Here is a 26193-nt window from a genome sequence, read left to right on the forward strand (position 1 = left end):
GCTTCGGAGCTTCGCAATGAGTAGCCCACAAGGACCCGCCCTGCCGCCCGATCTGCCCGATCCCGATATCGTGCCGCGGCGCGGCTGGTTGCCCTCGCTCGTCTGGGTCGTGCCGCTGATCGCGGCGTTGATCGGTCTCGCGCTGGTCGTCAGGGCGGTCACGGAGCGCGGCCCGGCAATCACCATCGTCTTCGACAACGCCGAAGGCCTCGAACCCGGCAAGACCCAGGTCAAGTACAAGGACGTCGAAATCGGTTCGGTGAAGTCGATCACGCTGTCGAAGGATCGCACGCACGTGCAGATCGCCGTGCAACTCACCAGGCAGGCAGAGAACTTCGCTGTCAAGGACACCCGCTTCTGGGTGGTGCGCCCTCGCGTAGGCGCCGCCGGCGTGTCGGGCATCGGCACACTGCTCTCGGGCGCGTATATCGGCGTGGATGTCGGCCGCTCGACGGAGACGCGAACCGAGTTTGTCGGGCTGGAGACGCCGCCGCCCATCACCGCCGCCCAGAAAGGCCACCGCTTCACGTTGCACGGCGATTCGCTCGGCTCGATCGATATCGGCTCGCCGATTTTCTACCGGCGCGTGCAGGTGGGTCAGGTCTACGGCATTTCGCTCGACAAGGACGGCACGGGCGTGACCATGCAGGTGTTCGTCGCCGCGCCGTACGATCAGTACGTCGGCTCGAATTCGCGCTGGTGGCATGCGAGCGGCGTGGACGTGCGGCTCGATTCGACCGGCTTTGTCGTCAACACGCAGTCGCTTGCGGCGATTCTGGTCGGCGGGCTCGCCTTCCAGACGCCGCCAGGTCAGCCGATGGGCACGCCGGCCGCGGAGAAAACCGACTTCCGGCTCGCCGCCGACGAAGTGGACGCCATGCGCGCGCCAGACGGCATACGGGTACGCACCGTGATGGTCTTCAGTCAGTCGCTGCGCGGACTGTCGGTGGGCGCGACGGTCGACTTCCGGGGCATCGTGCTGGGCCAGGTCACGGACATCGGCGTCGAATACGATCCGCAAGCGCGCAGCTTCGTCATGCCGGTGACGCTGGATCTGTACCCTGACCGCCTGCGCCGGCGGTCCCGCGGCGCGGCCATGCCCGAGGCGGGTACCGCGGCCAGCCACGAACTGTTGCGGCGTCTCGTCGAGCGCGGCTTGCGTGGGCAATTGCGCACCGGCAACCTGCTGACGGGCCAGTTGTACATCGCGCTCGACATTTTCCCCAACGCCGCGCCCGTCAAGTTCGACACCACTAACGAGCCGATCCAGCTGCCGACCATTCCAAACACGCTCGACGCGTTGCAAACGCAGGTGGCCGACATCGCGAAGAAGCTCGACCGGATTCCGTTCGATCAGCTCGGTTCGAATCTGAACACGTCGCTTAAAAACGCCGACGCGCTGTTCAACCGGCTCAACAACGAAGTCGTGCCGCAGGCGCGCGACACGCTCGCTGCCGCGCGGCAAACCTTCGGCTCGGCCGAGGCGACTTTGCAACAGGACTCGCCGTTGCAGTCCGACGTGCATCAGGCGCTGCAGGAGTTGACCCGCACGCTACGATCGCTGAACGCGCTAGCCGATTATCTGGAGCGCCATCCGGAGTCGCTGGTGCGCGGCAAACCGGGAGACAAGCCATGAGTTCGCTTACGGATAGTCGCTGAATCGCGAGGTCGGTTCGTTGAGCGTCGAAGCCGGCGTATAGCCCGGCACGTTCGCGCGAAACTGGTTGAGCAGGCCGTTATCCACCTGCGAGAAGCCCTTCAGCTGAAGCTGCATCAGCACACGCGTGCCCGTGCTCGGCGAAGCGGTCGAACTCGTGGCGTTGGTGTACTTTTCGAACGCCACGCCCAACGACCAGCAATCCGCGTCGTACTCTAGGCCCAGCAAACCCGCGATCAGACGGTGCGTGCTCATGTCGTAATTCACGCGCGCCACGCTCACCACGTTGTGCGCGAGCGGCCATTGCTCCGACACGATGAACTGATTGACCGGCTGATAATCGAGCGTGCTGTTGGCACGCGTATAGCGATACGCGACGTTCAACACCTGGCGTGAGCCCGGCGCCCAGCCGAAGCCGGCTTCTGCGTGCGTGAGGTAATGGTTGGCCTGGCTGTACTCCACGGCCTGTTCGGTCGTGAAATCCGGACCCACCTTGTACGACGCTCCCGCGATCACCCCGGTGCGAGCGACCGTACTGAGCGCATCGCCGGTTTCGAGAGTTACGCGCGGCGTGCGGAAGTCGTACTGCTCCGCGAGAATGAAGCGGGCGCGCTCGTCGCCACTCGCGGGATCGATAAAACGCGTGGTCAGTGCGGCGGTGACGCGATTGGCGTCCGACACCCGGTCGTTGCCGACGAAGCTGTTAGGCATGAACAGTTCCGTGAGCCCGAAATCGGCCGTCGCCGTATCGAACAGCGGCACGAACGCCTGGTTGCGATACGGCGTGTACACGTAGAAGAGCCGCGGTTCGAGCGTCTGTATGTACGATTGTCCGAACAGCCGCACACTGCGCTCGAACCGCATGCCCGAGTCGAGGCTGAAGGTCGGCACGTTCACGCTGAACGACTTCGGCTCACCGGCCGGCACGTCCGTACCGATCGAAGTCAGATCGTAGGCGGCGAAATGCCACGCGAGCTTCGGCGTGATGAACCAGCCGGGCCGTTCGATCGGATAGCTCACGTAAGGGTTGAACACGAAACGGTTGCCTTGCGTCATATCCGAAGACGAGATCGTGAAGCGCGTCGCGTCGCTTTCCGCGCCGAAGTCGAAGCCGCCCACGCCATAGCGCGCATATCGCACGTTGACCTGCGGTTCGCGGTTATACGTGGAGTCGCTCGAGAACGTCTGCCAGCGCTGCTCGCGAGCCAGCACGCTCCACGGCCCATTCGTATAGTTGAGGCCCGCCTCCTGCTGATACAGCGTGGTGGAGCCGGTCGGAAACGCTACGCCCGACGCCAGATCCGTCGATACCGTCGAGTCCGACACGCGGTTGTAGTTCACATAGGCGCTCAGGCCCGAACCGAGATTCCAGTTCTGATTCAACGCGATCGAATAGCGTTGTGTTCCGGTAATCGCATCGTGTGGCAGCCACGCGAGCGACATCGTTCCCGAATCGTTGGGCTGGATATAGCGGTAATCCGCCGTCAGCATCTCGCCTCGGCGCGACATGATGCGCGGCGTGAGCGTCAGGTCGTAGTTCGGCGCGAGATTGAAGTAGTACGGAAATGCGACGTCGACTCCGTTGGTGGAACTGACCGAGAACGTCGGCGGCAGGAAACCGCTGCGGCGGACACCCGACAATGGAAACGACAGCCACGGGCTAGCCAGCAGCGGCACGCCCTGAAAAAACAGCACGCCATTGTGGGCAATGCCTTCATCATTGCCGCTGTCGATATCGAATTCGGATGCCTTCAGATACCAAGCCGGTGCCGACTCGCATTGACACGTGCTGTACGTGCCGTGACGAACGACGGTGCGTTCGTTGTCGAGCACATCCGCGCGCTCCGCGCTGCCCCAGCCGCCGCTGAGATAAAACCTGTACTTCGGCACGCTGATATAGCCTTCGTTCGCTTCCACGTAGAAATGCGCGTCCGGGCCGTCGAACACGTTGCCGTTGTCGACGAGATGCACGTGGCCATAAGCATCGGCCTTGTCGCGGTCGACGTCGTAATAGAGCGCGTCGCCCGCCACGACCGACGCCGGGCGCCGCAACTGCGCGTGTCCTTGCAACGCGACATCCGTGCCGGCCGTAGTGGTAATCGAATCGGCGATCGCGAAGGTGACGGGCCGGTCGCCCGGCCGCAGTACTTGCTCGCTCAATTGCGGCGCGAGGCGCAGCCCCCAGATGCCGTCGAGCGATTCGGGCGTTGCCGCGGTGCCGGCCAGTTGCGCGTGACCGGCAAGGGGCGCGCATCCCGCCGCGCACAGCACGAGAGGAACGAGCGGCCGCAAACGCAGACGCTGAAAAACACGGCGTGGTATCAAATCAGGTAATGCCCGGAAAGGATAAAGGACGCAGCAATGCAGCGCGGTGAAGAGAAAGCCGGGCAAGCGCCCGTTCGAGCGCGTCATGCGCGAGTGGATCGAGCGGGCTTTACTGAAGCGTCATGTCGTTCGAGCGGGGCTCGCTCGCGCCAGCCGCACTCACGCCCGCCGCGCCCCCGAGCGCTTGCAGCAGATACGGAATCTGCCCGGCCGGTAATGAAAACGACAAGCCCGCGCTGCCGGATAGCCGGAAGCGGATCACCACCATCTCCATACCGTCGAGCCGGCCGACTTCCCATCCCTGGCAGTGCAGCGCGAAACCCATCTCCTGATCGTTATGAAGCACACGGTCGGCGTGCTCGATGGCATTCGGCAACGCGACCAGCAAGTCGTTGAGTACCGACCGATGCAACGCCGCCGTCGGTTGATTACCGTGAATCAGCAGATATTGGCCGTCCGCCGTCAATTGCATGTCGGTAATCGAATTCAGCATGAAGGTCGACACATCAGACACGGCCCGCGCCCTCCTGCCGGGGCGTTGCACGGCTCACTGTTGTGCCGTCCGCCGTGGCCGGCGCGCTGCCGGACGCCTCGCGCGCAGCGAGCAGCGAGGCCAGAGCCAGATGGATCGAAAAGACCGGCGTCGAGCTGACACGCAGGACCGCCGCGAGAACCGCGGGTGAAAGATATTCAATCATGATCGCTTCTCCAGAAACGCGTTTCGCAGGTAGCGGAATCGACCCTTGGACGATAGCAGCGCACGCCGGCTGCCGGGTTACACGCCCCCTACGCTTCCTTGGGTTCTGTAACGCTTTATTTCGGCGCTCCGCTGCCAAACCACACACGCCTGCCCAACGAGCACGGCGCGCACGTTAGCAACCCTAATGGACGGAAAGTTTTCAGTAACGATCGACGGCGCACGCGTCCCTATACTTCGCGCTTTCCAGAGCCAAGGCACGTCGTTTCGAATGCATCGCTCTGTTGCGCGTTGTCGTGCGATGCATCGGGACTGAAACCCAAGATGAACCTTCAAGTATTAACGAGCCGTCTAGCCGGTGCGCTCTCGCTCGCCGGTATCGCACTGACGAGCGGATCCGCCCACGCTGCGCAAGCTTTCGTGGTGCAGGACATTCGCATCGAGGGACTGAAACGCGTCGAGCCCGGCACGCTGTTCGCCTATCTGCCCATCAAGCAAGGTGACACCTTCAGCGACGAGAAGGCATCGGAGGCGATTCGCGCGCTCTATGCCACGGGCTTCTTCAACGAAGTACGGATTTCGACGCAGGGCGATACCGTCGTGGTGTCTGTGCAGGAACGTCCCGCGGTCGGCACGATCGATTTCGCGGGCATTCACGAGTTCGACAAGGAAAATTTGACCAAGGCGCTCGGTTCGGTCGGGTTGTCGCAAGGCCGCTATTACGACAAGGCGCTGGTCGACAAGGCCGAGCAGGAGCTGAAACGCCAATACCTGACGCGCGGCTACTATGCCGCCGAAGTCACCACCACGATCACGCCGATCGACCGCAACCGGGTGGCGGTGCTGTTCTCGGTCGCCGAAGGTCCGAGCGCGAAGATCCGCCAGATCAACTTCATCGGCAACCAGGCGTTCAGCAGCGATACATTGCGCGACGAGATGCAGTTGTCCACGCCGAACTGGTTCTCGTGGTACACGAAGAACGATCTGTATGCGAAAGACAAACTGACCGGCGATCTGGAACACGTGCGCTCGTATTACCTGAATCGCGGCTATCTGGAGTTCAGTATCGAGTCGACCCAGGTATCGCTGACGCCGGACAAGAAGGAGATGTACCTCACGGTCACGCTGCATGAAGGCGAGCCGTATACGATTGCGTCGATCGGACTTGCCGGCAACCTGCTCGATCGCGAAGCCGAATTGAAAAAGCTCGTGAATATCAAAGCCGGTGAACGTTTCTCCGCCGAGAAACTGCAGGCCACCACCAAGGCGATCGTCGATAAGCTCGGCGAATATGGCTATGCGTTCGCTACCGTCAATGCAGTGCCGAAGATCGACCAGCAGCGCCATACCGTGGATCTGACACTGCAGGTTGACCCGAGCCGCCGCGTCTATGTGCGCCATATCAACGTGGTCGGCAACACGCGCACGCGTGATGAAGTGGTGCGCCGCGAAATGCGTCAGCTCGAAAGTTCGTGGTTCGATTCGAACCGCCTCACGCTTTCGAAAGACCGGGTCAACCGGCTCGGCTATTTCACCGATGTCGACGTCACCACCGTGCCGGTGGAAGGCTCGCCCGATCAGGTCGACGTGGACGTCAAGGTGAGCGAGAAACCCACCGGTGCGATTACGTTGGGCGCGGGCTTCTCATCCACGGACAAGGTGGTGCTTTCCGCCGGTGTCTCGCAAGACAACGTATTCGGTTCGGGCACGAGCCTCGCCGTGAACGTGAACACCGCGAAGACCTACCGCACGCTAACCGTGACGCAGACCGATCCGTATTTCACGGTGGACGGCATCAAGCGGATCACCGACGTGTATTACCGCACCAGCTATCCGCTCTACAACTACACGGATACGAGTTTCCGCATCATCACGATGGGCGCGGACCTGAAATTCGGCATTCCGTTTTCCGAAGCGGATACGGTTTATTTCGGTGTTGGCCTCGAACAGAACCGCCTGAACACGGACTCCTCCACGCCGCAAAGCTATCTGGATTACGTCTCCGAATTCGGCCGCGTGGTGAACAACGTGCCGCTGACGACAGGCTGGGCTCGCGACAATCGCGACAGCGCACTCGTGCCGAGCCGCGGCTACTTCATCCAGACCAACGGCGAAGTCGGCACGCCGGCCGGCGGCACCGAGTACTACAAAGCAGACGTGCAGGCGCAGTACTACTACTCGTTCGCGCGCGGCTTCATTCTCGGCCTGAACCTGCAAGGCGGTTACGGCAATGGTTTTGCCGGCAAGGCCTATCCGATCTTCAAGAACTACTACGCGGGCGGCATCGGCTCGGTGCGCGGTTACGAGGCCGGCTCGCTCGGGCCGACCGACAAGACGACCGGCGACCCGATCGGCGGCTCGCGGATGGTGGTGGCTAACGTCGAGATGACATTCCCGCTGCCGGGCAGCGGTTGGGACCGGACGCTGCGTGTATTCACCTTCCTCGATGCCGGTAATGTCTGGGGCGACGAAGGCAACAGCACCGGCGCCAACGGCTTGCGATACAGCTATGGTGCGGGTCTCGAATGGATTTCACCGATCGGCCCGCTCAAGCTGTCACTCGGCTTTCCTGTCGTCAAACATGCGACCGACAAGTATCAGAAGTTCCAGTTTCAGATTGGCACGTCGTTCTGAGCGGGCGCGGAAGATAGCAAGAATCACACACGGCGCGGGGTTAGAACATATCCGCAGCCGCCTGACGCTCCGCGCCCTTCCCTCTGGCTTCCGGCTCGGCCCGGGACGGAATGAACGGCCCGGTAACCATATTCGCGTAGCTTTGCCCCGGCCCTACCATCGGAAACACATCGGCGTTCTCGTCGACCATCACTTCGAGGAAAGCCGGTCCGTCGAATTCGATGAAGGCCTTAAGCTGGTCCTCGAGTTCGTTCAGGGTGGCAACGCGACGCGCAAACTCGAACCCGTCGGCCTGTGCCGCCATGACAAAATCCTTGCGATGCAGCGACTTGTCGCTCACGCACAAGCGGCCCTCGTAGAAGAGACGCTGCCATTGCCGGATCATCCCGTCACCGAGATTGTTCAGCAACAGGACTTTGACCGGCACGCCATAAGTGGTGGCCGTTTCCAGGTCACCAATATTCATGCGGATGCTGCCGTCGCCGTCGATGTCGATCACAAGGGCATCCGGCCGCGCCAGTTGAGCACCGATAGCCGCGGGCAGCCCGAAACCCATGGTCCCCATGCTGCCCGAAGTGAGGAAGCTGCGCGGCTCGACGAAGTCGAAAAATTGCGCAGCCCACATCTGATGCTGGCCGACGCCCGTGGTGACGATAGCTCGCCCGCCGGTCAGGGCACTGAGCTTTTCGACGACGAATTGCGGCTGAATTGCCGGACTATTCCGGTCGTAGTTCATACCGTAGACTCGCTTCAACTCCTTGATACGATCGAGCCAGTCCAAACGCGGTTGCACGGCGGGGCCGTGTTTCATCAGCGACAGCAAGCTTTCTTTGGCGTCGCCCACGTGCGCCCAGTGCGCCCGCTTAACCTTGTTGATTTCCGCCTCGTCGATGTCGATATGCGCGACATGGCGCGCTCGGGGCGCGAATGCGTCGGGGCGACCACCGGCGACCCGGTCGTCGAAGCGGGCACCCACCGCGATCAGGAAGTCACAATCTTCCACCGCGTAGTTCGCACACGCAGCGCCGTGCATGCCGAGCATGCCGAGGCCGAGTTCGTGTCTCACGGATATCGCGCCGAGACCCATCAACGTGGTCACGACGGGGATTCCGAAACGCTCGGCAAAGCGACGCAACTCAGCGGTTGCGCCGGCCGTGATAATGCCGCCGCCGGCATACAGCAGCGGCCGTTTGCTTTGCGCCAGCAGACCGAAAAAGTCGTTGCGCTTGCCCTCATCGAGACGAGCGCCTTTCGCCACCATTCGAAGACGGTCGGAATAGCCTCTGAACTCCAGCGTACCTTGCCCCTGGTAAGTGCCGGTCCAGTTCTGGATGTCCTTGGGCACATCCACGACGACCGGACCTGGACGGCCGGTGCGCGCGACTTCGAATGCGGTCCGCAGCGTCTGTTCGAGCTTTGCCGGGTCGGTGACCAGAAACACCTGCTTTGCGCACGCCGACATGATGTTGAAGACGGGCGCTTCCTGAAAGGCATCCGTGCCGATCATGGCACGAGGCACCTGCCCGCATATGAGGACGACGGGGATCGAATCGCCGTTGCAGTCGGCGATCGGCGTCACCGCGTTCGTCGCGCCGGGGCCCGACGTCACCATGAAGACACCGACTTTTCCGCTCGCGCGCGCATAACCGGCGGCCATGAAGCCGGCAGCCTGTTCATTGGCGGGCACGACGAGTTTGATCTGACGCTCGGGCGTTTGCGCGTGCATTTCGTTGAAACGAAACACGGCGTCGTACGTCGGCAAAATGGCGCCGCCGCTATAACCGAATACGGTATCCACACCCTGCTCGCTGAGTACGCGCAGGATGATGTCGGCGCCCGACATCGCTTCGCCTGCAGCCGGCGGTTTCAGGAGAGCGTCTAAAGCAACGTTGGGGTTTTGGGTCATGGCTGGCTCGCATGGAAACGGGCGCTGAGAACATCAGCGGCCAAAAATCTAAGGTCGATTTCCCTTCCAACTCGAGAACAGCGTATGTTCCTGACCAGCTTATGGGCGATTGCTCAAACGGGTTCTCCGTACAAAGCGCAGCCCATCCAGCACTTTTTTGATGTGCGTCTGGAAGTATCGTGAGAAACGGCTTTGTTCATTCTGACAATGATCGAGGCTGCGCACACGCATAAAAGAGCGCGTATCCAGGCCAGGACAGGCAGGATTTGAGCCATGGCGGTGATGCACCGGCATCACCGCACCACGCACGCGCCGTCAGTCCGTGAATGCACTCGAAATCAGCGCTGCCTGCCTCGCCGCGTGGACCGCGTGATAACCAGGCGCGGTCGACGCGGAAGCCGCCGGCCCCGCATACCGCAGTTGCGCATCCGAAGGCAGGATCTCACGCAACTGCGGTTCCACGAAGCTCCACGCGCCCTGGTTGCGCGACTCCTCCTGACACCAGACCACCGTCTTCAGATTCGGATAGCGCGCGAACTCCGCGGCGAGCTGCCGGGACGGAAACGGATACAACTGTTCGACGCGGATGAGCGGCGTATCGGCAACACCCGACGTGCGGCGATGTTCCAGCAGATCGAAATAGACCTTGCCAGAAGACACGATCACGCGCTCCACGCTCGACGCAGGCGACGGCTCGGCTTGCGTATCCACCAGAATCTCGCGGAACGCACCCGTGGCCAGATCGTCGAGCGTGCTGACGGCTTCCGGATGACGCAACAGCGACTTGGGCGTCATCACGACGAGCGGCCGGCGATCGAAGACAGCCGCTTGCATCCTCAGCAAGTGGAACAGTTGCGCGGGCGTGGTCGGTTGGACTACCCGCATGTTGTCCTGCGCGCTAAGTTGCAGATATCGCTCGAGCCTCGCCGACGCGTGTTCCGGTCCCTGCCCGTCCTGTCCGTGCGGCAGGAACAGCGTCAACCCGCTGAGTTGCCCCCACTTTGCGGCGCCCGCCGCGATGAACTGATCGATCACGACCTGCGCACCATTCGCGAAGTCCCCGAACTGCGCTTCCCACACGACGAGCGCATTGCGGTTCACCGTCGAGTAGCCATACTCGAAGGCCAGCACGGCGGCCTCCGACAGAATGGAGTTCGTCACGGTAAACCGGCCTTGCCCCTCGCCGATATGCTCCAGCGGAATGTAGACGCCCTCCGAGCGGCTCGTGCGCGTCTGGTTGTGCAGAACGGCGTGACGGTGATTGAAGGTGCCCCGCGCGCTATCCTGCCCGCTCAGGCGGACATCGATCCCGGCGCTCAGCAACGAGGCGAATGCCATGTGCTCGCCCATGCCCCAATCGAGCCGCTTGTTTCCCGCGGCCATCTCGCGGCGTGCGGCGATCATCTTGCCGACCAGCGGATGCAGTTCATAACCATCCGGAACGGTCGAGACCTGCTGCGCCAGCGCACGCACCTGAGCGGACAACGGAGGCCCATACTGAACCGGGCCGGCATAGTCCTCGAGAAACTTCGGCCATCCGGGTATTTCGTCCGTCTGGTCCGCTGCCTCGACAGCGTTGCTCTCTCTCGCGTGCTCGAAGCTTTCGCGCTGCGCTTCGAGGTAATCCTTGACCTGATCCGGCGTCACCACGCCTTCCTTGATCAACTGTTGGGCGTACACGGTCCTCACGCCCGGGTGGCTGGCAATCGCGCGGTACATGAGAGGCTGCGTGATGGCGGGCGTGTCCTGTTCCTGATGCCCATGCCTGCGGAAACAGACAAGATCGATCACCACGCTGCGCCTGAACGTCGTGCGATAGTCGAGCGCGAGGCGCACCGCCATGGCCACTGCTTCCGGGTCGTCGGCGTTGACATGCAGAACCGGCGCCTCGATCATCTTCGCGATGTCGGTGGTGTAGAACGACGAGCGCGTATCGCGCGGATCCGAAGTCGTAAAGCCGATCTGGTTGTTCACGACCACGTGGACGGTTCCGCCCGTGCCGTGTCCGCGCGTGTACGACAGGCTCAACGTCTCCATTACGACGCCTTGCCCGGACATTGCCGCGTCGCCGTGAATTTCGACGGGCAGCACGTCGCTACCGTCGCGCTCGTTCGAGGCGTCTCCTTTGGCGCGAGCCATGCCCTGCACGACCGGGTTGACGATTTCCAGGTGCGAGGGATTGAATGCGAGCACGACATCGACGGGCCCGTCGTCCGTCTGCGTGACGCTGCTGTAGCCCTTGTGATATTTGACGTCGCCGGCCGGCAGAGAGTCGCCGCTCTTGCCCTCGAACTCGTCGAAGAGTGCGCGCAACGGCTTGCCGACAATATTCACCAGCACATTCAAACGCCCACGGTGCGCCATGCCCATTACCACCGTGGCGACCTTCTTCGATGCGCCATAGCGAACGAGTTCATCCAGCAACACGATCAACGATTCGCCGCCTTCCAACGAGAAACGCTTTTGCCCGACATAGCGCGTGTGCAGGTACTTCTCCAGTCCTTCAGCAGCCGTTAGACGTTCGAGAAAGCGGTGTTTCTCCGCTACCGAGAACGAAGGTTTCGCGCGGGTCGACTCGAGTTGCATCTGCCACCAGCGTCGTTCGCCAGCATCGGTCAGATGCATGAACTCGGCGCCGAGGGTGCCCGTGTAAGTCTGCTCGAGTGCCGCGACGAGGTCCTGCAGCGTGGCGTCTTCGTCGAAAAGAAACGTGTCGGCGGTGCTGAATCGCGTAGACATGTCGGCTGACGATAGGCCATAGAACGCTGGCGTGAGTTCGATCGAAGCCTTCGGCGGCGTCCACAGCAGTGGGTCCAGTTTCGCCTTGCGCGTGCCGATCATGCGATACGCGGCAATCAGCGACTGCACGGCCACCTGTTTTCTGGCGATCGCGAGGCCGTCGTCGAGCGTGATCTGCGTGGCGCGCGAGCGCCTGGCCAGATCGACGAAGGTGGAAACGACCGGCGCGTGCGGCTCGTCATCGCGGTCGCTGCCGTCGATAGCGGGGGTTTCGCGCAACGCATCGAAAAACGCGCGCCACTCATCCGCGACCGATGCCGGGTCGGCCAGGTAGAGTTCGTATTGCTCCTCGACGTAGGGCGCGTTGCCCCCGAACAGAAAAGAGCTTTGAATTTTTTCCATCAACATGATGAATCTGTCCTCCATTCGCGTCAGGCCTGAATTTCGACCGTGACATGTGTGAGGCGGCGGTAGCCTCATCGTGGCGAGTCCGGCACGCAACCAGGGGCTAGGGACGGACGTGCATTTCGCCGGCGACAGATTCTCTGGTGCGCCCGGGCTTGACGTTCCCAGCCGCATTGATGAGAACAAGCATAGGTAGTCGGCGCAGCGGCCGTGTGCATCGTTGGCGCTTTCGTTGGCCAATGGAGGTGAGATTTGGGCCACGTAGCCGATGGCGCCGTGCGCGACAGCCAACGGGCGTATCCCCGCGCCTTCCTAACAGCATTCCCGGTCTGGATACCCTCACCTGGTGTAACAAGTGATTTTCGGGGTAGCGCATTTATCCCGTGGCGCTTCGCCCCTATAGTGACTTCAACGAAGAGACACCTGTGTCGCGAGCAGGCGGGCAAGCCGCTCACCAGACGCGCGCGGGATCGCGAACGGTGGGCCGCCCGGCCCGCTCGAGGGACGCGGGCATGAACGCCGGCAATCAGGAACGAGGGTCACGCCATGAAAGTCGCCATTGTTGTACTCGATGATGTGCAGGCGCTGGATGTCGCTGGCCCCCTGGACGTATTCGCGGAAGCAAACACATTTCTGCCCGAGCATCAGAAATACGAGGTCTTTCTGGTAGGAAACGAAGCCGGCACCGTGACCTGCTCCAACGGGATGCAACTCACGGTTCCCCATGGCTATACGGACTTCGACACGCCATTCGACCTGCTGCTGGTGGCAGGCGGACCGCGCTTGCCCGATGTCCAGCCGCAGCCCGAATTTCTGAAGTGGCTGCAAGACCAGGCGGGTGGCGCAAGCCGGTTCGGTTCCGTTTGCAACGGCGCATTCGTGCTCGCGCACGCCGGCCTGCTCGACGGCAAGGAAGTGACGACGCACTGGGCGGATGCAAGCCGCCTCGCCGACGAGTTTCCGCAGGCGTCCGTGCAGCCCGACCGGATCTTCATCCGCGATGGACGCCTCTTTACCTCCGCTGGCGTGACGGCGGGCATCGACCTGTGTCTTTCGCTCGTCGCCGAAGACTGGGGGCACGAACTGGCGGTTCGGGCTGCGAAACGTCTGGTGGTCTACATCCAGCGCGAAGGCGGACAATCTCAATACAGTCCTTACGTCGGAGTGCGCAAGGACCAGGATCCGATCGTCGGCAAGGTGCTCCGCTACGTGACCGAGCACATAACCGAAGCGTTGTCGATCGAACAGCTTGCCAGCGCCGTGTCGGTCAGCCGGCGTACCTTCTCACGGTTATTCGCGAAGTATGCGAAGGTGACGCCTTCGGCATTTGTCGAACAGGTTCGCGTCGACACCGCGAGGAAATTGCTCGAGGAAACCGATGCGCCTCTGAAGACCGTGGCGTTCAATTGCGGTTTTCACAGCGCCACGCATATGCGAGCCACTTTCTTCCGGCGGCTCAACGTCACGCCCAGACAGTATCGCCAGCGATTCCGTGGCACGGCGGGTAAGCAGTGGACATCGGGCGATGTGGAAGAACAAGTCGAAACAGCGGAACTGGAATTGGTCGACTAGGTCGAGAACCTGCGCGGGTTGGTTGGCACGCGGCGCCTCGAATGTACTTCATATAATGAACACACTGACACCATCTGTGACTCGCGCCGATTTGCTTCAATCTCTTCCTGATCTGCTTGAGCCGGGATTATCCGTCGTATTTTGCGGTATCAATCCGGGCGTGCAAGCGGCGTCGACGGGCGGCCATTTTGCCGGTCGAGGTAATCGGTTCTGGCGGGCCATTCATCTGTCGGGCTTTACTCCCGAACAGATCGAGCCCAACGACGACTACACGCTTCTTCAGTACGGCTGTGGTCTCACTACGGTAGTCTCGCGTCCGACCGCGCGAGCGGACCAACTGTCCTCATGGGAATTCAGGGCGGCCGCTGCCGGGTTCGAGCGGAAGATCGAAGGCTATGCGCCGCAATGCGTGGCCTTCCTCGGCAAGATGGCGCTTAGCGCAATGTCGGGCAGCCGCGACATCGAGTGGGGGCCGCAGCCCGCCACATTCGGCGGCGCACGCGCATGGGTGCTGCCCAATCCAAGCGGCCTGAACCGCTCGTTCAGCCTCGATGCGCTGGTGACTGCCTATCGTGAACTTCGTCTTGCCGTCGCGCCGGCCGGGTCGACCAGATCCGCTTGAACGACTTGCGGCATCGACGAGCCCGCATAAAAAACTCGCGCCATCGGCACACTCTATTTCACCGAACGCAAACTTCCAGAAGTCTCATTCACAGCCATCGCGGTCTCCATGTGTTGTTGAAGATGCACGTTTCTGCGCAACGTCTCGGTCACGAACTCCACGAAGGCCCGAATCTTACCGCTCGCGCCGCGCCGCTCCACATGCAGCAAGTTGACAGGCGTCGACTCGGGCTCGAATGCCGTCAAGACCGGCAGCAGCGTTCCATTGAGTACTTCGGGCGCCGCCTGGTAGGAAAACAATTGCGTGATTCCCACGCGATCGACGGCGGCCATCACGGCCGCGGGCGCCAGGTTGACGATCATCCGCGGTTGAACCCGGACCGATAGCCGCGAACCGTTTTCATAAAACGTCCATTCGAGCGGATTCGTCACGCCGGTGAGTGACACGCAATGGTGATCGGCAAGCTCCCTTGGATGAACGGGTTCGCCGTGCGCCGCGAGATAAGCCGGAGCCACGTAGGTTCGACGCCGTACAAAACCCAACGGAATGGCATAGATCGACGAATCGCCCAGGTGACCGATCCGGATGGCGACATCCACGCCCTCCTCCAGAAGTCGCGTGGTGCGATCGACATACACCGCGTTAATGCTGACGTCCGGATAGCGCTGGGCATACGCATCGATTAACGGAGCGATGAAGCGCTGGCCGAACAGCACCGGCGCGGAAATGGTCAGTGTGCCTACCGGGTTGTCCTGACACGCCGCGACGTCGGCTTCGGCGTCCGTGACGGCGTCCAGCACCTTGCGGCAGGCATCGAGGTATGACATACCCGCCTCGGTCGGCCGGACTGAACGGGTTGTTCGCGCAAGCAGTTGCGCGCCTAAACGGGCTTCGAGCGAGGTGAGCGCCCGCGACACCGCGGGAGCGGACATGCCCAGTTTGTCCGACGCGCTAGTGAAACTGCCTCCGTCGACGATGGCAACGAACACCTCCATCTCGCGTAATCTGTCCATCTCGATTCCAACTTCAATGTGTTTGCAGCTTGCCGATAGACCCGCGCCCTCGTCACGGGGACGCCGCGTCATCGGACGCCAGGAAGATGCCGCGATCTTAAGCGCCATGCCTTGCATGGTGACGCTCTCTTTGCGCGCTTGACTCGAAGAAGACTACAAATGGCCCGATTTCGAACGCTTTAAACCAGCAAACGAAGCGGCCTTTGCGATATTCCATCTCAGCGGCAACGGCTTTGTTGAGCAAACGGAAAATGACTTTTTCCGGATCGGCACGGCGGCTGGTTGTCCGTGACGAGGCTGGCAGAATTCGCGCATTGAATGGCCCAATACGCGGCCTGCCTGGGCTTCAACAAGCCCTTTGCATCTCCGACAATCAGCTCAGCCATCGCGCGACAGTCACATGCTGATGAATCGGCTGCATCGCTGCGATTCCGTGTCCTGTCACCTGACCAGGCGCCCCCAACCAGACCAAGGAATCCATGTTTTCTGCAATGCTCGAAGTCAATCCGTTATCCGAACAATTCGACGCCTATCTCGGCATGGCCAAGATGCTGCGCCCGGAACTCGAAGCGATCGAAGGTTTCGTCGACAACACCCGTTACGCGAGTCTGACACGCCATGGATGGCTGCTCTCGCTATCGAGCTGGCGCGATGAGAAGTCGCTGATACGCTGGCGAGTGACGACGAACCATCACAAGGTGCAGCAGGCGGCGCGCGACCGCGTGTTTGCCGACTATCGCCTGCGCATTGGCCAGACCGTCGCCGATACACGCGTACCGGCCGGGCAGACGTTGGTCGAGCAACGCCTCGATGCAACCGAAACGGGACTTGGCAAGGCGGTCACGCTACTCGACGCGCAGTACGCGCCGGACTGGGTCAAGCTGGCGGGTGCGCAAGCGGTTGCAGAGGCGCTTGGACTCGATACGAAGGCACCCGGCCTCGTCGCCTGGGACGCATTCGACGCGTTGCTGACACCCGGCGACGTGATCGCGGTAGCAACGTGGGACGACCTCGCGGCCGCTGAAGCCTTCGAGCGCAATACGACCCTGCCCAAGTCTGTGCGCCTGCGGCATATCCGCATTGTCCGGGAGTACGGAATGTTCGATCGCCGCGAGGCGCCTCAATACTTTGCAGCGGTGCAGCCCAAGGCGTGAGCCGGCCGTAACGCGATATCGGCATTCCCGTAATAAGGCGATCGCTCGCGCCGCCCCAGGTCAATAAAAGGCTGTCCTGTCCAAAGAGCAGATTCATTGCCTGGGGTGAACGCGTTGTCTCTGTCTTCATAACGTCAGGGACGTTGGCCGGATTTGCGCACGAAATGGCCTGATACACGACCTGTGTCGGCTTTCAGAAAGCCGGGCCCACTCCTAGAATTTCATCAACCCAATGCGCGGCAGCAATGCTTTGCAAGCGCTGGGCGCGACACGGAGATTTCCCCACGAAATGCCGCATTAAACACGGGTAGCCGGACTTTTTATGAACACCGTCAACGCACCGATAACTGGAACAGGAGAAGTGAAGTTCGCGCCATCGTCGGCGGCGGTCTCAGCGGTTCCAGTACAGCAAACGCCGAGCGAAGCGACACTGCCGCTGCGTCTGGCAATCGGCCTGCTCGGCATGTTGCTGGCATCACTGCTCGCCATATTGAACGAACAGGTCACCGCGGTTGCACTCGCCGATATCCGCGGCGCGTTTTCAATCGGACGTGACGACGGGACATGGCTGACCACCCTCTTCGAGGCGACCAACGTGGCCACGATGGTATTCGCGCCGTGGTTCGGCGTGACGTTCACGCTCAAACGCTTCACGATCGGCGCCGTGCTCGCCGTGATGGTGCTTGGATTGCTCTGCCCGTTTGCGCCTAACCTGCTGACGCTCTACGTATTGCGCGCGCTGCAGGGCGTCGCCGGCGGATGTCTGCCGCCCATGCTGATCATCGTGGCACTGCGTTACCTGCCCCCGAAGGTCAAGTTATACGGGCTCGCCGGCTATGCACTGACCGCCACCTTCGGACCCGCGCTCGGCACGCCGCTCGCCGCGTTATGGACGGAATACGTCGGCTGGCAAATGGCATTCTGGCAAATCGTGCCGCTCGGACTCATCAGCTGCGTGGCAATCTACAGGGGACTGCCGGCGGACCCCACCCGACTCGAACGGCTGCGTTCATTCAACTGGACCGGTTTCATACTCGGTTATCCGGCCATCGCCATGCTCGTGATCGGCCTGCTGCAGGGCGATCGCCTCGACTGGCTGAACTCCACGTTTATCGCCACGATGTTTGGCGGCGGCACGTTGTTGCTGGTGGCGTTCCTGATCAACGAATGGTTTCATCCGCTGCCGTTTTTCAAACTCCAGCTGCTTGCCCGCAGGAACTTCGCGCATGGACTGCTGACCCTGGTGGGCGCGGTGACGCTGCTGGTCGGTGTCGCCGCCATACCCGGCCAGTATCTCGCGCAGATTCACGGCTACAGGCCGCTGCAAACCACGCCGCTGTTTCTGCTGGTGGCCATTCCCCTGCTGGTTTCGCTCCCGGCGACCGCCGCGCTGCTCAATCTGCGGCAGGTCGACCACCGTTGGGTGATGGCGATTGGACTTTGCCTGATGGCGATCTCGTGCTTTCTCGGCAGTTTCGTGACCACGGACTGGGTTCGCGAGAACTTCTACTGGCTGCAGTCGCTACAGATCCTGGCGCAGCCGATGATCATCATGGGCATCCTGATGGGCGTCACGACCGGCTTGCCGCCGACTGAAGGCCCGTTTGCTTCGGCCATGTTCAACACCATCAAAACACTGTCCGGCGCCGCGGCCACCGGCCTCATCGAAGGTCTGGGCACCGCGCGCGAGCATTTTCATTCGGCCATGCTGGTGGACCATCTGGGCAACAACGCGCTGGTCACGAGCCAGAGCATCGATGCCGCTCACGGGCTCGGCGAACTCGCGCACCGGCTCCACGAGCAGGCCGTCGTGCTCACGTCGGCGGATCTCTATCGCGTGATGGCCGGTATCGCCGTCGCCTTTCTCTTCGTTATTCCGGTGTTGCCCGTGCGGGTCTATCCGCCGTGGAGCACAACGCAGCCCTCTTCACGTTAAGCGACGCTATCCATGTCATCCGCTACCCGATTTTCTCCCAGAACGATCCGTCTGGCCGCCTATGCGGTCATACTCGGCGTCGCTGTGCTGGCCTGCATCTGGCTGTTTGCCGGCTCGACCAGCGAAACCACGAACGATGCCTATGTGACGGCCGATTTCACGCTGGTCGCGCCGCGTGTCGCGGGTCAGGTGTCCGAGGTGCTCGTTGAAGACAACCAGCAGGTCAAGGCGGGGCAATTACTGGTACGCATCGATGACCGCGACTTTCGTGCCGCGTTGATGAGTGCCGGGGCCGACGTGGCGGCAGCCAGGGCATCGGTTGCAAACTACGAGGCCGAGATCGCACGGCAGCCCGCGCTCGTCGATCAGGCGCGTGCCACGCTGCGCGCCGACGATGCGACGCTCGAGTTTGCGCGTGCGAATGCCGCGCGCTACCGCAATCTTTCGGAGACCGGTGCGGGAACCACCCAGGAGCAGCAGCACGCGGCGAGCGCGCTGGCCGAGGAACTCGCGCAGCAGGCGCGCAACCGCGCCGCACTGGTGGCGACCGTGCAGAACCTCGACGTGCTGAAGACACAGCGCGACAAGGCGGCGGGTGCCTTGGCCCGCGCCGAAGCCATGCTCGAGCAGGCGAAACTCAACCTGTCGTATACGGAGATCCACGCGCCCATCGACGGCAAGGTCGGACGGCGTTCGGCACGTGTGGGCGCATTCGTGACGACCGGCGCGCCGCTGCTCGCGATCGTCCCGCTGTCGGAGGCCTATATCGTCGCCAATTTCCAGGAGAACCAGCTTGCAAGGATGCGCCCCGGCGACACCGTGCGTATCAAGGTCGACAGTTTTCCGGGCGTGGTGATCCGCGGGCATGTCGATAGTCTTGCGCCTGCTACAGGCGTGAGCTTCGCGCCTATCGCACCCGATAACGCAACGGGCAACTTCACCAAGATCGTGCAGCGCGTGCCGGTCAGAATCACCATCGATCATGGACAACAGGCGGCGGCCGCATTGAGTGTGGGCCTTTCCGTCGAAACGGAGGTCGCCGTCGGCAGGCGCGCCGATATGCGGGTCGCGGGAGCGGATTCGAAATGAACACGCGTGACTTCTCCCTGCGCACACCGGCGCTCGCGCTGCTGCTGTGCTCGATGCTCACGGGCTGTCTGGTGGGCCCGAACTTCGAACCTCCGCAGACGGCCACGCCCGACGTATTCAACCGCACCCAGACCGCACAGGCCGCAAGCAAGGCCGTCGAATCCGGATTCACACCGCAATGGTGGACGCTGTTCAACGATCCGATACTGGACTCGCTGGAACAGCAATTGAGCGATGCGAATCTCGATGTGGCGGCTGCGTCGGCGCGTCTGCGGCAAAGCCGGGCGCAACAGCGCATTGCCGGCGCCGAAGAATATCCGGCGCTCAACGGCGCCGCCTCTTACGACCGCGAGCGCGGCAGTCCGAACGGCATTCTCTCGCTGCTTGGTGTCACGCCGACAGGAAGCCAGACGCAGTCGGCCTCGGGCAGTGCACCGCTCGGTGTCGCGCCGTTGCCGGGCGCCAAAGGCTCGCCCGCTTACGATCTGTACCAGTTCGGCTTCGACGCGTCATGGGAACTCGACTTCTGGGGGCGCGTACGACGCGGTGTCGAGGCCGCATCGGCGCTCTCCGATGCATCGTACGAGGACCGCAACGCGATCCTGCTGTCCGCCCGCGCCGAACTCGCGCGCGACTACATCCAGTTGCGCGACACGCAGGCCCTGCTGCAGATCGCGAAACAGAACCTCGACATCGCGCACGACGTCACCAAGCTCACGCAAAACCGGGTGCATGAAGGTGTGACGACGGACCTGGACGTCGCCAATGCGATGGCCCAGGCGGAGTCGATCGAAAGCCTGATCCCGACGCTCGAATCGCGCAACACGACCACGATCAATGCGATCGGCGTGCTGCTGGCGAAAGAACCGGGCGCATTGCAGCAGATGCTCGCCGAGCCGCACGATGTGCCGGCGCTGCCCGATCAGGTGCCGATTGGCGTTCCGTCGGAACTGGTGCAGCGCCGGCCCGACATCCGCAAAGCCGAGGCCCAGCTGCATGCGGCCACCGCGACGATCGGCATGGCCAAGGCCGACTTCTATCCGCGCATTTCGCTGAACGGCAGCGCCGGGTTCCAGAGCCTGCAACTGTCGAATCTCGCCGACTGGGCGTCCGGCCAGTTTGTCGTGGGACCGTCCATCACGTTGCCGATATTCGAAGGCGGACGCCTCAAAGGCACGCTGCATTTGCGCGAGGCGCAGCAGCAGGAAGCGGCGATTGTCTACCAGCACACCGTGCTTCAGGCATGGCGTGAGGTGGACGACGCGCTGGTCGTCTATGACGCCGAACAGCGGCGGCGCGACCGGCTGAAAACGGTTGTGAGTCTGAACCAGCGCGCGCTGTCGATTGCGCAGCAACGGTACAAGGCAGGTGCGGTGGATTTCCTGGATGTGCTGAACGTGCAGAAACAGTTGCTCGATGCGCAGAGCAACCTCGAGCAGAGCAAGGCCGACGCTGACGCGAACCTCATCACGCTGTGCAAGGTGCTCGGTGGTGGATGGGAATCAACGTATGCAAGGCAAGACAGTTCTCGTCGATAAATAATGTTTGCATGTCGGTCGCTACGAAAACGACATGATTCTTCTCTCTCGAACGGCGCGCTCATCGCAGCGCGCCACAGCCGCAGCATCTGCGGCGTCGATCGCCTGAACGCCGTGCCGAAAGAACGCCGGAGCAAGGCAACTGGCCGCGCCGGCGACCGTTTTTTCGTCAAATCTCACATTTGCATTAACATCGTGACACTGAACGTATGCAACTCGACGCGTCGCGAGCGGACGTGCCGGTTCGATATTCCACTGTGAAAGAGAGGGAGACGATCGTGGCTGATGAAAAGATGCTGGCGCAAGTTTGTGAAAAACAGGGATTTTTTGCCGCCCTGGACCAGAGCGGCGGATCGACCCCTGGCGCACTGCGGCTTTACGGCATTCCGGAGACCGCCTACAACGGCGACGCCGAGATGTTCAAACTGATACACGAGATGCGCGTGCGCATCATCACGGCGCCCGCCTTTACGGGGGACAAGATCATCGGCGCCATCCTGTTCGAAGCGACCATGGACGGTCAGGCTCAGGGCAAACCCGTTCCGGCCTTCCTGTGGGAAGAGCGCGGCGTCGTACCGTTCCTGAAGGTCGACAAGGGCCTGCAGGCCGAAGCCGACGGTGTCCAGTTGATGAAGCCGATTCCTGGCTTGGACGATCTGCTCGCGCGGGCCGCGAAGCTCAGCATCTGCGGCACCAAGATGCGGTCGGTGATCAATCTGAATTCGCAAAACGGGATCGCTGCAATCGTCAAACAACAGTTCGAACTGGCGGCGCAGATCGACGCGCACGGCTTGTTGCCGATCCTCGAACCCGAAGTTTCGATCAAGAGTCCGGACAAACCGGGCGCGGAAGCCACTCTGCGCGCCGAACTGATCAAAGGTCTCGACGCGTTGCCGGATAGCCGCCGCGTGATGCTCAAGCTGACCATACCCGATGCGGCGGACTTCTATCGTCAGCTGATCGAACACCCGCGTGTCGCACGGGTGGTGGCGCTGTCCGGAGGCTACACGCGCGCCGACGCGTGTCAACGGCTCGCCTCGAATCACGGCATGATCGCCAGCTTTTCGAGGGCGTTGATCAACGAGCTCAAGGAATCGATGAGCGACAGCGAGTTCAACGCAGCGCTGGAGAAGGCCGTCGACGAGATCTATCAGGCCTCTGTCGTCAAGGTTTGAAGCGGCTTTCGGGAGGCGGCGCCGGGCGCATCGCGGCCCGCGCCTTCTTTGCTGGTCGGCACGCTGCTCGACCATTTCAAGTTGCCTGGCCAGATCAATGCCGGCTATGACATCCTGTTCGTCATATGACGCAACTGTCAGCTACTACTACCGGCTCAATCGATCAGGCGCGGGCGCGTCGGGTGCGGGCGCGTCAGGTGCGCGCCCGCGGATAGTTCGTCCCTTTTCACGCACAGTCCCGATCGCATGAGCGAGGCGAACTCAACTGCCGTTGTAGAACGCTTGCATCGCCGCCGCCTCGCCGCTCTTCTGCGAGCGCACGAGTTCTTGATAGACGTCCGCGCGGGTTTTGCCATGGAGCGCGGCAGGAGCGCCGGACACGGAGCTTCCCGACGTGTCCGGACCTTCCGCGCTGTCCGCACTAGGCTGCGCCATGGTCGTCGGATTGGCGCCGGCGGTCTGCGCATTGGCGTGCCAGGCGCACGTGCAAAGTAGTCCGCCAGCCAGGAGTAAAACTGTTTTCATAAGAACCTCTTTTAACTAACGTTGCCGCAACATCCGGTTGCGAGGGGACGAGACAAACCCGGAGCGCTTCGAGAACAGAAACCATGCGAATCACAGTCCGGGAGAGGACGGCGTAGCGAGGCGAATGACAATGACGAAAACATGTCGACTCTCGTTTGCCGTTGCTGTCATACTGATTCTCGGTCTGCGCGGACGCCATCGCTACCCACGTAGGTAGGTGGGCGCAGCAATCGCGCAAGGAAAGATGTAGGCGTTCCCGATCTGGCAGGCGCATCCGGAACGCTACATTTGTAGGTATAACTTCGGATGCCGGGCTGCTATTCTGTTTGAATTGCACGCTGCCCTATCCCCGGACGGCGAACTTCCTGATCGGCGTCGTCATGAGATCGTCAGGCCTCAGGGTGCGCAGGTTCAGCTCACCGGCTCAGGAGCGCGCGTTCCGGTGCGACTACGCGCGACGGTTCTCCGTACAGCGGCGGCTCGCCATCACGATCTTCACCGCGTTATGGATCGTCTTTTCCATCCGCGACTTCTACCGGTTGGACGCACTCGACCCCGCCCATCTGCACCACAACGAACTGATTCTCCTGAGAGTCGCCGCAGCAATCGGAATGACGATTCCCGTGCTGTTCTGGACCCCGCGCGCACTCGATGAACGTTGGGCCGTCCGGCTGCTTGCTGTCTGGACGATCAGTTGCTGGTTCAGTTGCCTGAGAATGCTGCAGTTCTATCCGGGCGACCTTGGCTGGCGGGAAGTCTATCCAGTGCTCCTGTTTTGCCTTTTCCTGATATTCATGGCCTTTCGGCTTCGGGTGATCACGGCGGCGTGGCTGATCGGGATTTGCGTCGTCAGCTATCTGATCATGCTTTATTTCAAACCTGCCGGCGGGAGCGTCGAAATGCGCGTGGAGTCGGTGGCCGCGCACGCCACCATGCTGCCGATGATGTCGATCGTCGGCGTGCTGCTCAGTATTCCGCTGGAACGTGCCGCGAGGCGCGAATTCATGTACCGGCGCACTTTGCGCGCCGCCAAGGCACGCGTTGAAGTAGCGTCGCGCGCCGTCAGCGAGCAGAACAGACGCATGCAGGAACTGGTCAAAGAGAAAGAGCGATTCTTTTCGTCGGCGTACCACGACATCCAGCAGCCTCTCGCCGCAATCAACCTTTTCATCCGCAGCGCCCGCACGAGGATCAGGGACGGCCACGCCGTGGATCGCGACCTCGACGTGATCGAGGAGACCGCGTCCGACATCCTCGACATGTTCAAGGACATTCAGGACTACAGCGAACTGGGCTCATATGTTCCCCGTGTCGTTCCGGTCGATACCCTCGGCCTGTTGACCGAAGTCTTCGAGCAATACCGGGAGACGGCCCGGTTGCGCGGCATCGAACTAAGAATCGCCGGGCGACGACGCGCCCCGCCCTCCATCGAGACCGACCGGTCGCTCTTCAAGCGGTCCTTATCGAATCTCATATCGAACGCGATCAAGAACACGCCATCGGGAGGGGTCGTGCTTGGCTGGGTGCAATTGGATGAACGGCTGCGCGTCGACGTATGGGATACGGGCATCGGCATTGCAGCTGGCCATCGAGAGGCGATCTTCTCCGAGTACTATCAGATCAACAACCCGGGGCGCGACCGGTCAAAAGGGCTGGGACTGGGGCTGTCGATCGTGCATCGTGCGATTCATATTCTCCCGGGACACAGCATGAGCTTCGCTTCCGGGGAAGGTCGCGGCTCGCGCTTTTCCCTTTATGCGGCAGTTTCTGCATCGACCCCGACCGTCGGCGCAAAGGCTCTGGATGGCGACGCCTACACGCCCGATCTCACTGGCACGTTCATGCTTCTGTGCGACGATGAACCTACCGTCCTCGAAGGCCTGAGACGTCTTTTCTCGAGCGCGGGCGCGCTCGTGCACGCCGCTGAATCGATGTCCGGATTCGAAGCCATGCTCGCCGACGACAGCCGCATTCCCGATCTGATCGTCGCCGATATCCGTCTGCGCGACGGAGCCACCGGCAAGGAGGTAGCAGAGCGGATCAGGCGTCATTTCGCGTGGGCGGGCGTGATTCCCGTTGCGTTCATCACCGGCGAACTGCTGTCCGATCAGGTCCTTCGCGATTTCCCCGAACCGTTCGTGCTATTGCGCAAGTCCTCCGCCCCCATCGACCTGCTGGTGGAGATCAGCAGGTACGTCAGCGCTCAGCGAAAGGTCAATCCCGCTCTCGCGAACCATGAGGCACTGAAAGCGTCCCGAGCGTAATGCCTTTCTCCGCCAGCATCACGATGAGTTCCGTGCGGCGCCGCAGGTTGAAATGCGCGAGCAGATGACTGATGTATTTACGCACCGTAATATCTTCGAGTCCCATCTTCGACGCGATGGCTTTGGAAGGCAGACCGCGCACGAGCCACGCGAGCGTTTCGAACTCGCGGGGCGTGAGTCCGAGTCCCGGAGCATTCCAAGGTTCGACGCGATCGTTCGGTTGCGCTTTGTCTGATTGGCATGCCTGTGTCTCGTCTGTGCCTGCGGCGCGTTTCAGCCCGACAATGCTCGCCGCGGGCAGGAATACACCGCCCGAGAGTACCGCAACGATCGCGGCATGCAGCGCCTCGGGCGAAGACGATTTCGGCACGTAGCCCATGGCGCGTAATTCGAGGCATCGGCCGACAGACTCCACACTTTCGTCGGCCGATACCACGACCACGGGCAAGGAAGGGCGTGCGTCTTTTAACTGGATCAGCGCGTCGCTACCGTGGCCGTCGGGGAGTTCAAGATCCAGAAAAACGATGTCCGGACGCTCGGTGATCGCGAGATTGACGCCGAGCGACAACGTATTCGCATGCAACAGTTCGACATCCGGGAAAAGCTCTTTGATTAGCAGTGCGAGACCGGCTCTGAAGAGTTCGTGATCGTCGACGAGCAATACGCGCATCACATCGCCCTCCAGGAACACGCATGTTCAAACGAACGAGCACGCGGCGTTTGAATATAGCAACCCGCCACCATGGACGGAATTCGAACGTGTGATACGCGATTTGCCACTGAGGTTGGCTTGCGTCAAGCCATACGACAGACGAAACGAGTATATCCGAGCCGAAGTGTTGCTGTTTCTGCTGTTCCAGAGCCGGATCACCGGAGAGAACTAATCGGCAGCCGTTGCTCGAGTACGACCATTCGCTTATACCTTGGTCCGGCAAATTGAAG

The 26193-nt window shown here is 61.7% G+C and carries 18 protein-coding genes; 10 read left to right on the plus strand and 8 right to left on the minus strand.

The window, feature by feature from the left end:
- Positions 1–16: 16 nt before the first annotated feature.
- Positions 17–1636: a PqiB family protein gene (locus tag BPHYT_RS10475; protein WP_012433114.1), complete on the plus strand. Its 1620-nt coding sequence runs from the start codon at positions 17–19 to the stop codon at positions 1634–1636.
- A gap of 6 nt (positions 1637–1642) precedes the next feature.
- On the opposite strand, the gene BPHYT_RS10480 is transcribed toward BPHYT_RS10475, so the two are convergent.
- From BPHYT_RS10480 to BPHYT_RS10490, 3 genes are read right to left on the minus strand one after another with little or no spacing between them, the layout of a single operon-like run.
- The gene (locus tag BPHYT_RS10480; protein ID WP_012433115.1) at positions 1643–4069 is read right to left on the minus strand and encodes an LPS-assembly protein LptD; all 2427 of its coding nucleotides are present in this window, start codon (positions 4067–4069) and stop codon (positions 1643–1645) included.
- Positions 4070–4091: 22 nt separating this feature from the next.
- Positions 4092–4496, minus strand: coding sequence for a hypothetical protein (locus tag BPHYT_RS10485; RefSeq protein WP_012433116.1), 405 nt, complete (start codon positions 4494–4496; stop codon positions 4092–4094).
- A complete protein-coding gene (locus tag BPHYT_RS10490; protein ID WP_012433117.1) occupies positions 4489–4680 on the minus strand; it encodes a hypothetical protein in 192 nt (63 codons plus the stop codon). The genes BPHYT_RS10485 and BPHYT_RS10490 overlap by 8 nt, the downstream gene beginning before the upstream one ends.
- Positions 4681–5003: 323 nt before the next feature.
- On the opposite strand from BPHYT_RS10490, the gene bamA reads away from it, so the two are divergent.
- Positions 5004–7313 (plus strand): outer membrane protein assembly factor BamA, encoded by a 2310-nt coding sequence (gene bamA, locus BPHYT_RS10495; RefSeq protein WP_012433118.1) that lies wholly within the window; start codon positions 5004–5006, stop codon positions 7311–7313.
- 40 nt (positions 7314–7353) lie between these two features.
- Here the strand turns inward: bamA and ilvB are convergent, their stop codons facing one another.
- Together ilvB and BPHYT_RS10505 are read right to left on the minus strand one after the other, a co-directional pair.
- Positions 7354–9219 carry a biosynthetic-type acetolactate synthase large subunit gene (gene ilvB / locus BPHYT_RS10500; protein WP_012433119.1) on the minus strand — a complete coding sequence of 622 codons (1866 nt, stop codon included), beginning with the start codon at positions 9217–9219 and terminating at the stop codon, positions 7354–7356.
- Between the two features lie 315 nt (positions 9220–9534).
- The gene (locus tag BPHYT_RS10505) at positions 9535–12366 is read right to left on the minus strand and encodes a 2-oxoglutarate dehydrogenase E1 component (RefSeq protein ID WP_407669127.1); all 2832 of its coding nucleotides are present in this window, start codon (positions 12364–12366) and stop codon (positions 9535–9537) included.
- A gap of 543 nt (positions 12367–12909) precedes the next feature.
- Here BPHYT_RS10505 and BPHYT_RS10510 point away from each other — a divergent pair.
- Positions 12910–13935, plus strand: coding sequence for a GlxA family transcriptional regulator (locus tag BPHYT_RS10510; protein ID WP_012433121.1), 1026 nt, complete (start codon positions 12910–12912; stop codon positions 13933–13935).
- A 55-nt stretch (positions 13936–13990) separates the two neighbouring features.
- Entirely contained in the window at positions 13991–14557 is a 567-nt protein-coding gene (gene mug, locus BPHYT_RS10515) for a G/U mismatch-specific DNA glycosylase (RefSeq protein ID WP_012433122.1), read from the plus strand.
- A 53-nt stretch (positions 14558–14610) separates the two neighbouring features.
- Here mug and BPHYT_RS10520 read toward each other — a convergent pair whose 3' ends face one another.
- Positions 14611–15570: a LysR family transcriptional regulator gene (locus BPHYT_RS10520; RefSeq protein ID WP_012433123.1), complete on the minus strand. Its 960-nt coding sequence runs from the start codon at positions 15568–15570 to the stop codon at positions 14611–14613.
- Between the two features lie 479 nt (positions 15571–16049).
- Here BPHYT_RS10520 and BPHYT_RS10525 point away from each other — a divergent pair, with 479 nt between their 5' ends.
- From BPHYT_RS10525 to BPHYT_RS10545, 5 genes are all read left to right on the plus strand, one after another.
- Positions 16050–16724: an antibiotic biosynthesis monooxygenase family protein gene (locus BPHYT_RS10525; RefSeq protein WP_012433124.1), complete on the plus strand. Its 675-nt coding sequence runs from the start codon at positions 16050–16052 to the stop codon at positions 16722–16724.
- A gap of 322 nt (positions 16725–17046) precedes the next feature.
- Positions 17047–18660: an MFS transporter gene (locus tag BPHYT_RS10530; RefSeq protein ID WP_012433125.1), complete on the plus strand. Its 1614-nt coding sequence runs from the start codon at positions 17047–17049 to the stop codon at positions 18658–18660.
- Between the two features lie 12 nt (positions 18661–18672).
- Positions 18673–19749 carry an HlyD family secretion protein gene (locus BPHYT_RS10535; RefSeq protein WP_012433126.1) on the plus strand — a complete coding sequence of 359 codons (1077 nt, stop codon included), beginning with the start codon at positions 18673–18675 and terminating at the stop codon, positions 19747–19749.
- Positions 19746–21287, plus strand: coding sequence for an efflux transporter outer membrane subunit (locus BPHYT_RS10540; protein ID WP_012433127.1), 1542 nt, complete (start codon positions 19746–19748; stop codon positions 21285–21287). Before BPHYT_RS10535 ends, BPHYT_RS10540 begins: the two co-directional genes overlap by 4 nt.
- Before the next feature lie 278 nt (positions 21288–21565).
- Positions 21566–22462, plus strand: coding sequence for a fructose bisphosphate aldolase (locus BPHYT_RS10545; protein WP_041758962.1), 897 nt, complete (start codon positions 21566–21568; stop codon positions 22460–22462).
- A 261-nt stretch (positions 22463–22723) separates the two neighbouring features.
- Here BPHYT_RS10545 and BPHYT_RS10550 read toward each other — a convergent pair whose 3' ends face one another.
- Positions 22724–22987, minus strand: a complete 264-nt coding sequence (locus BPHYT_RS10550) for a hypothetical protein (RefSeq protein WP_041758428.1) — start codon at positions 22985–22987, stop codon at positions 22724–22726.
- A 326-nt stretch (positions 22988–23313) separates the two neighbouring features.
- Here BPHYT_RS10550 and BPHYT_RS10555 point away from each other — a divergent pair, with 326 nt between their 5' ends.
- Complete coding sequence (locus BPHYT_RS10555; protein ID WP_012433129.1) at positions 23314–25251, plus strand: hybrid sensor histidine kinase/response regulator; 1938 nt, start codon at positions 23314–23316, stop codon at positions 25249–25251.
- On the opposite strand, the gene BPHYT_RS10560 is transcribed toward BPHYT_RS10555, so the two are convergent.
- Positions 25202–25921, minus strand: coding sequence for a response regulator (locus BPHYT_RS10560; RefSeq protein ID WP_012433130.1), 720 nt, complete (start codon positions 25919–25921; stop codon positions 25202–25204). The genes BPHYT_RS10555 and BPHYT_RS10560 overlap by 50 nt on opposite strands.
- Between the last annotated feature and the right edge of the window lie 272 nt (positions 25922–26193).

It is taken from the genome of Paraburkholderia phytofirmans PsJN, assembly GCF_000020125.1.
Classification (GTDB): Bacteria; Pseudomonadota; Gammaproteobacteria; order Burkholderiales; family Burkholderiaceae; genus Paraburkholderia; species Paraburkholderia phytofirmans.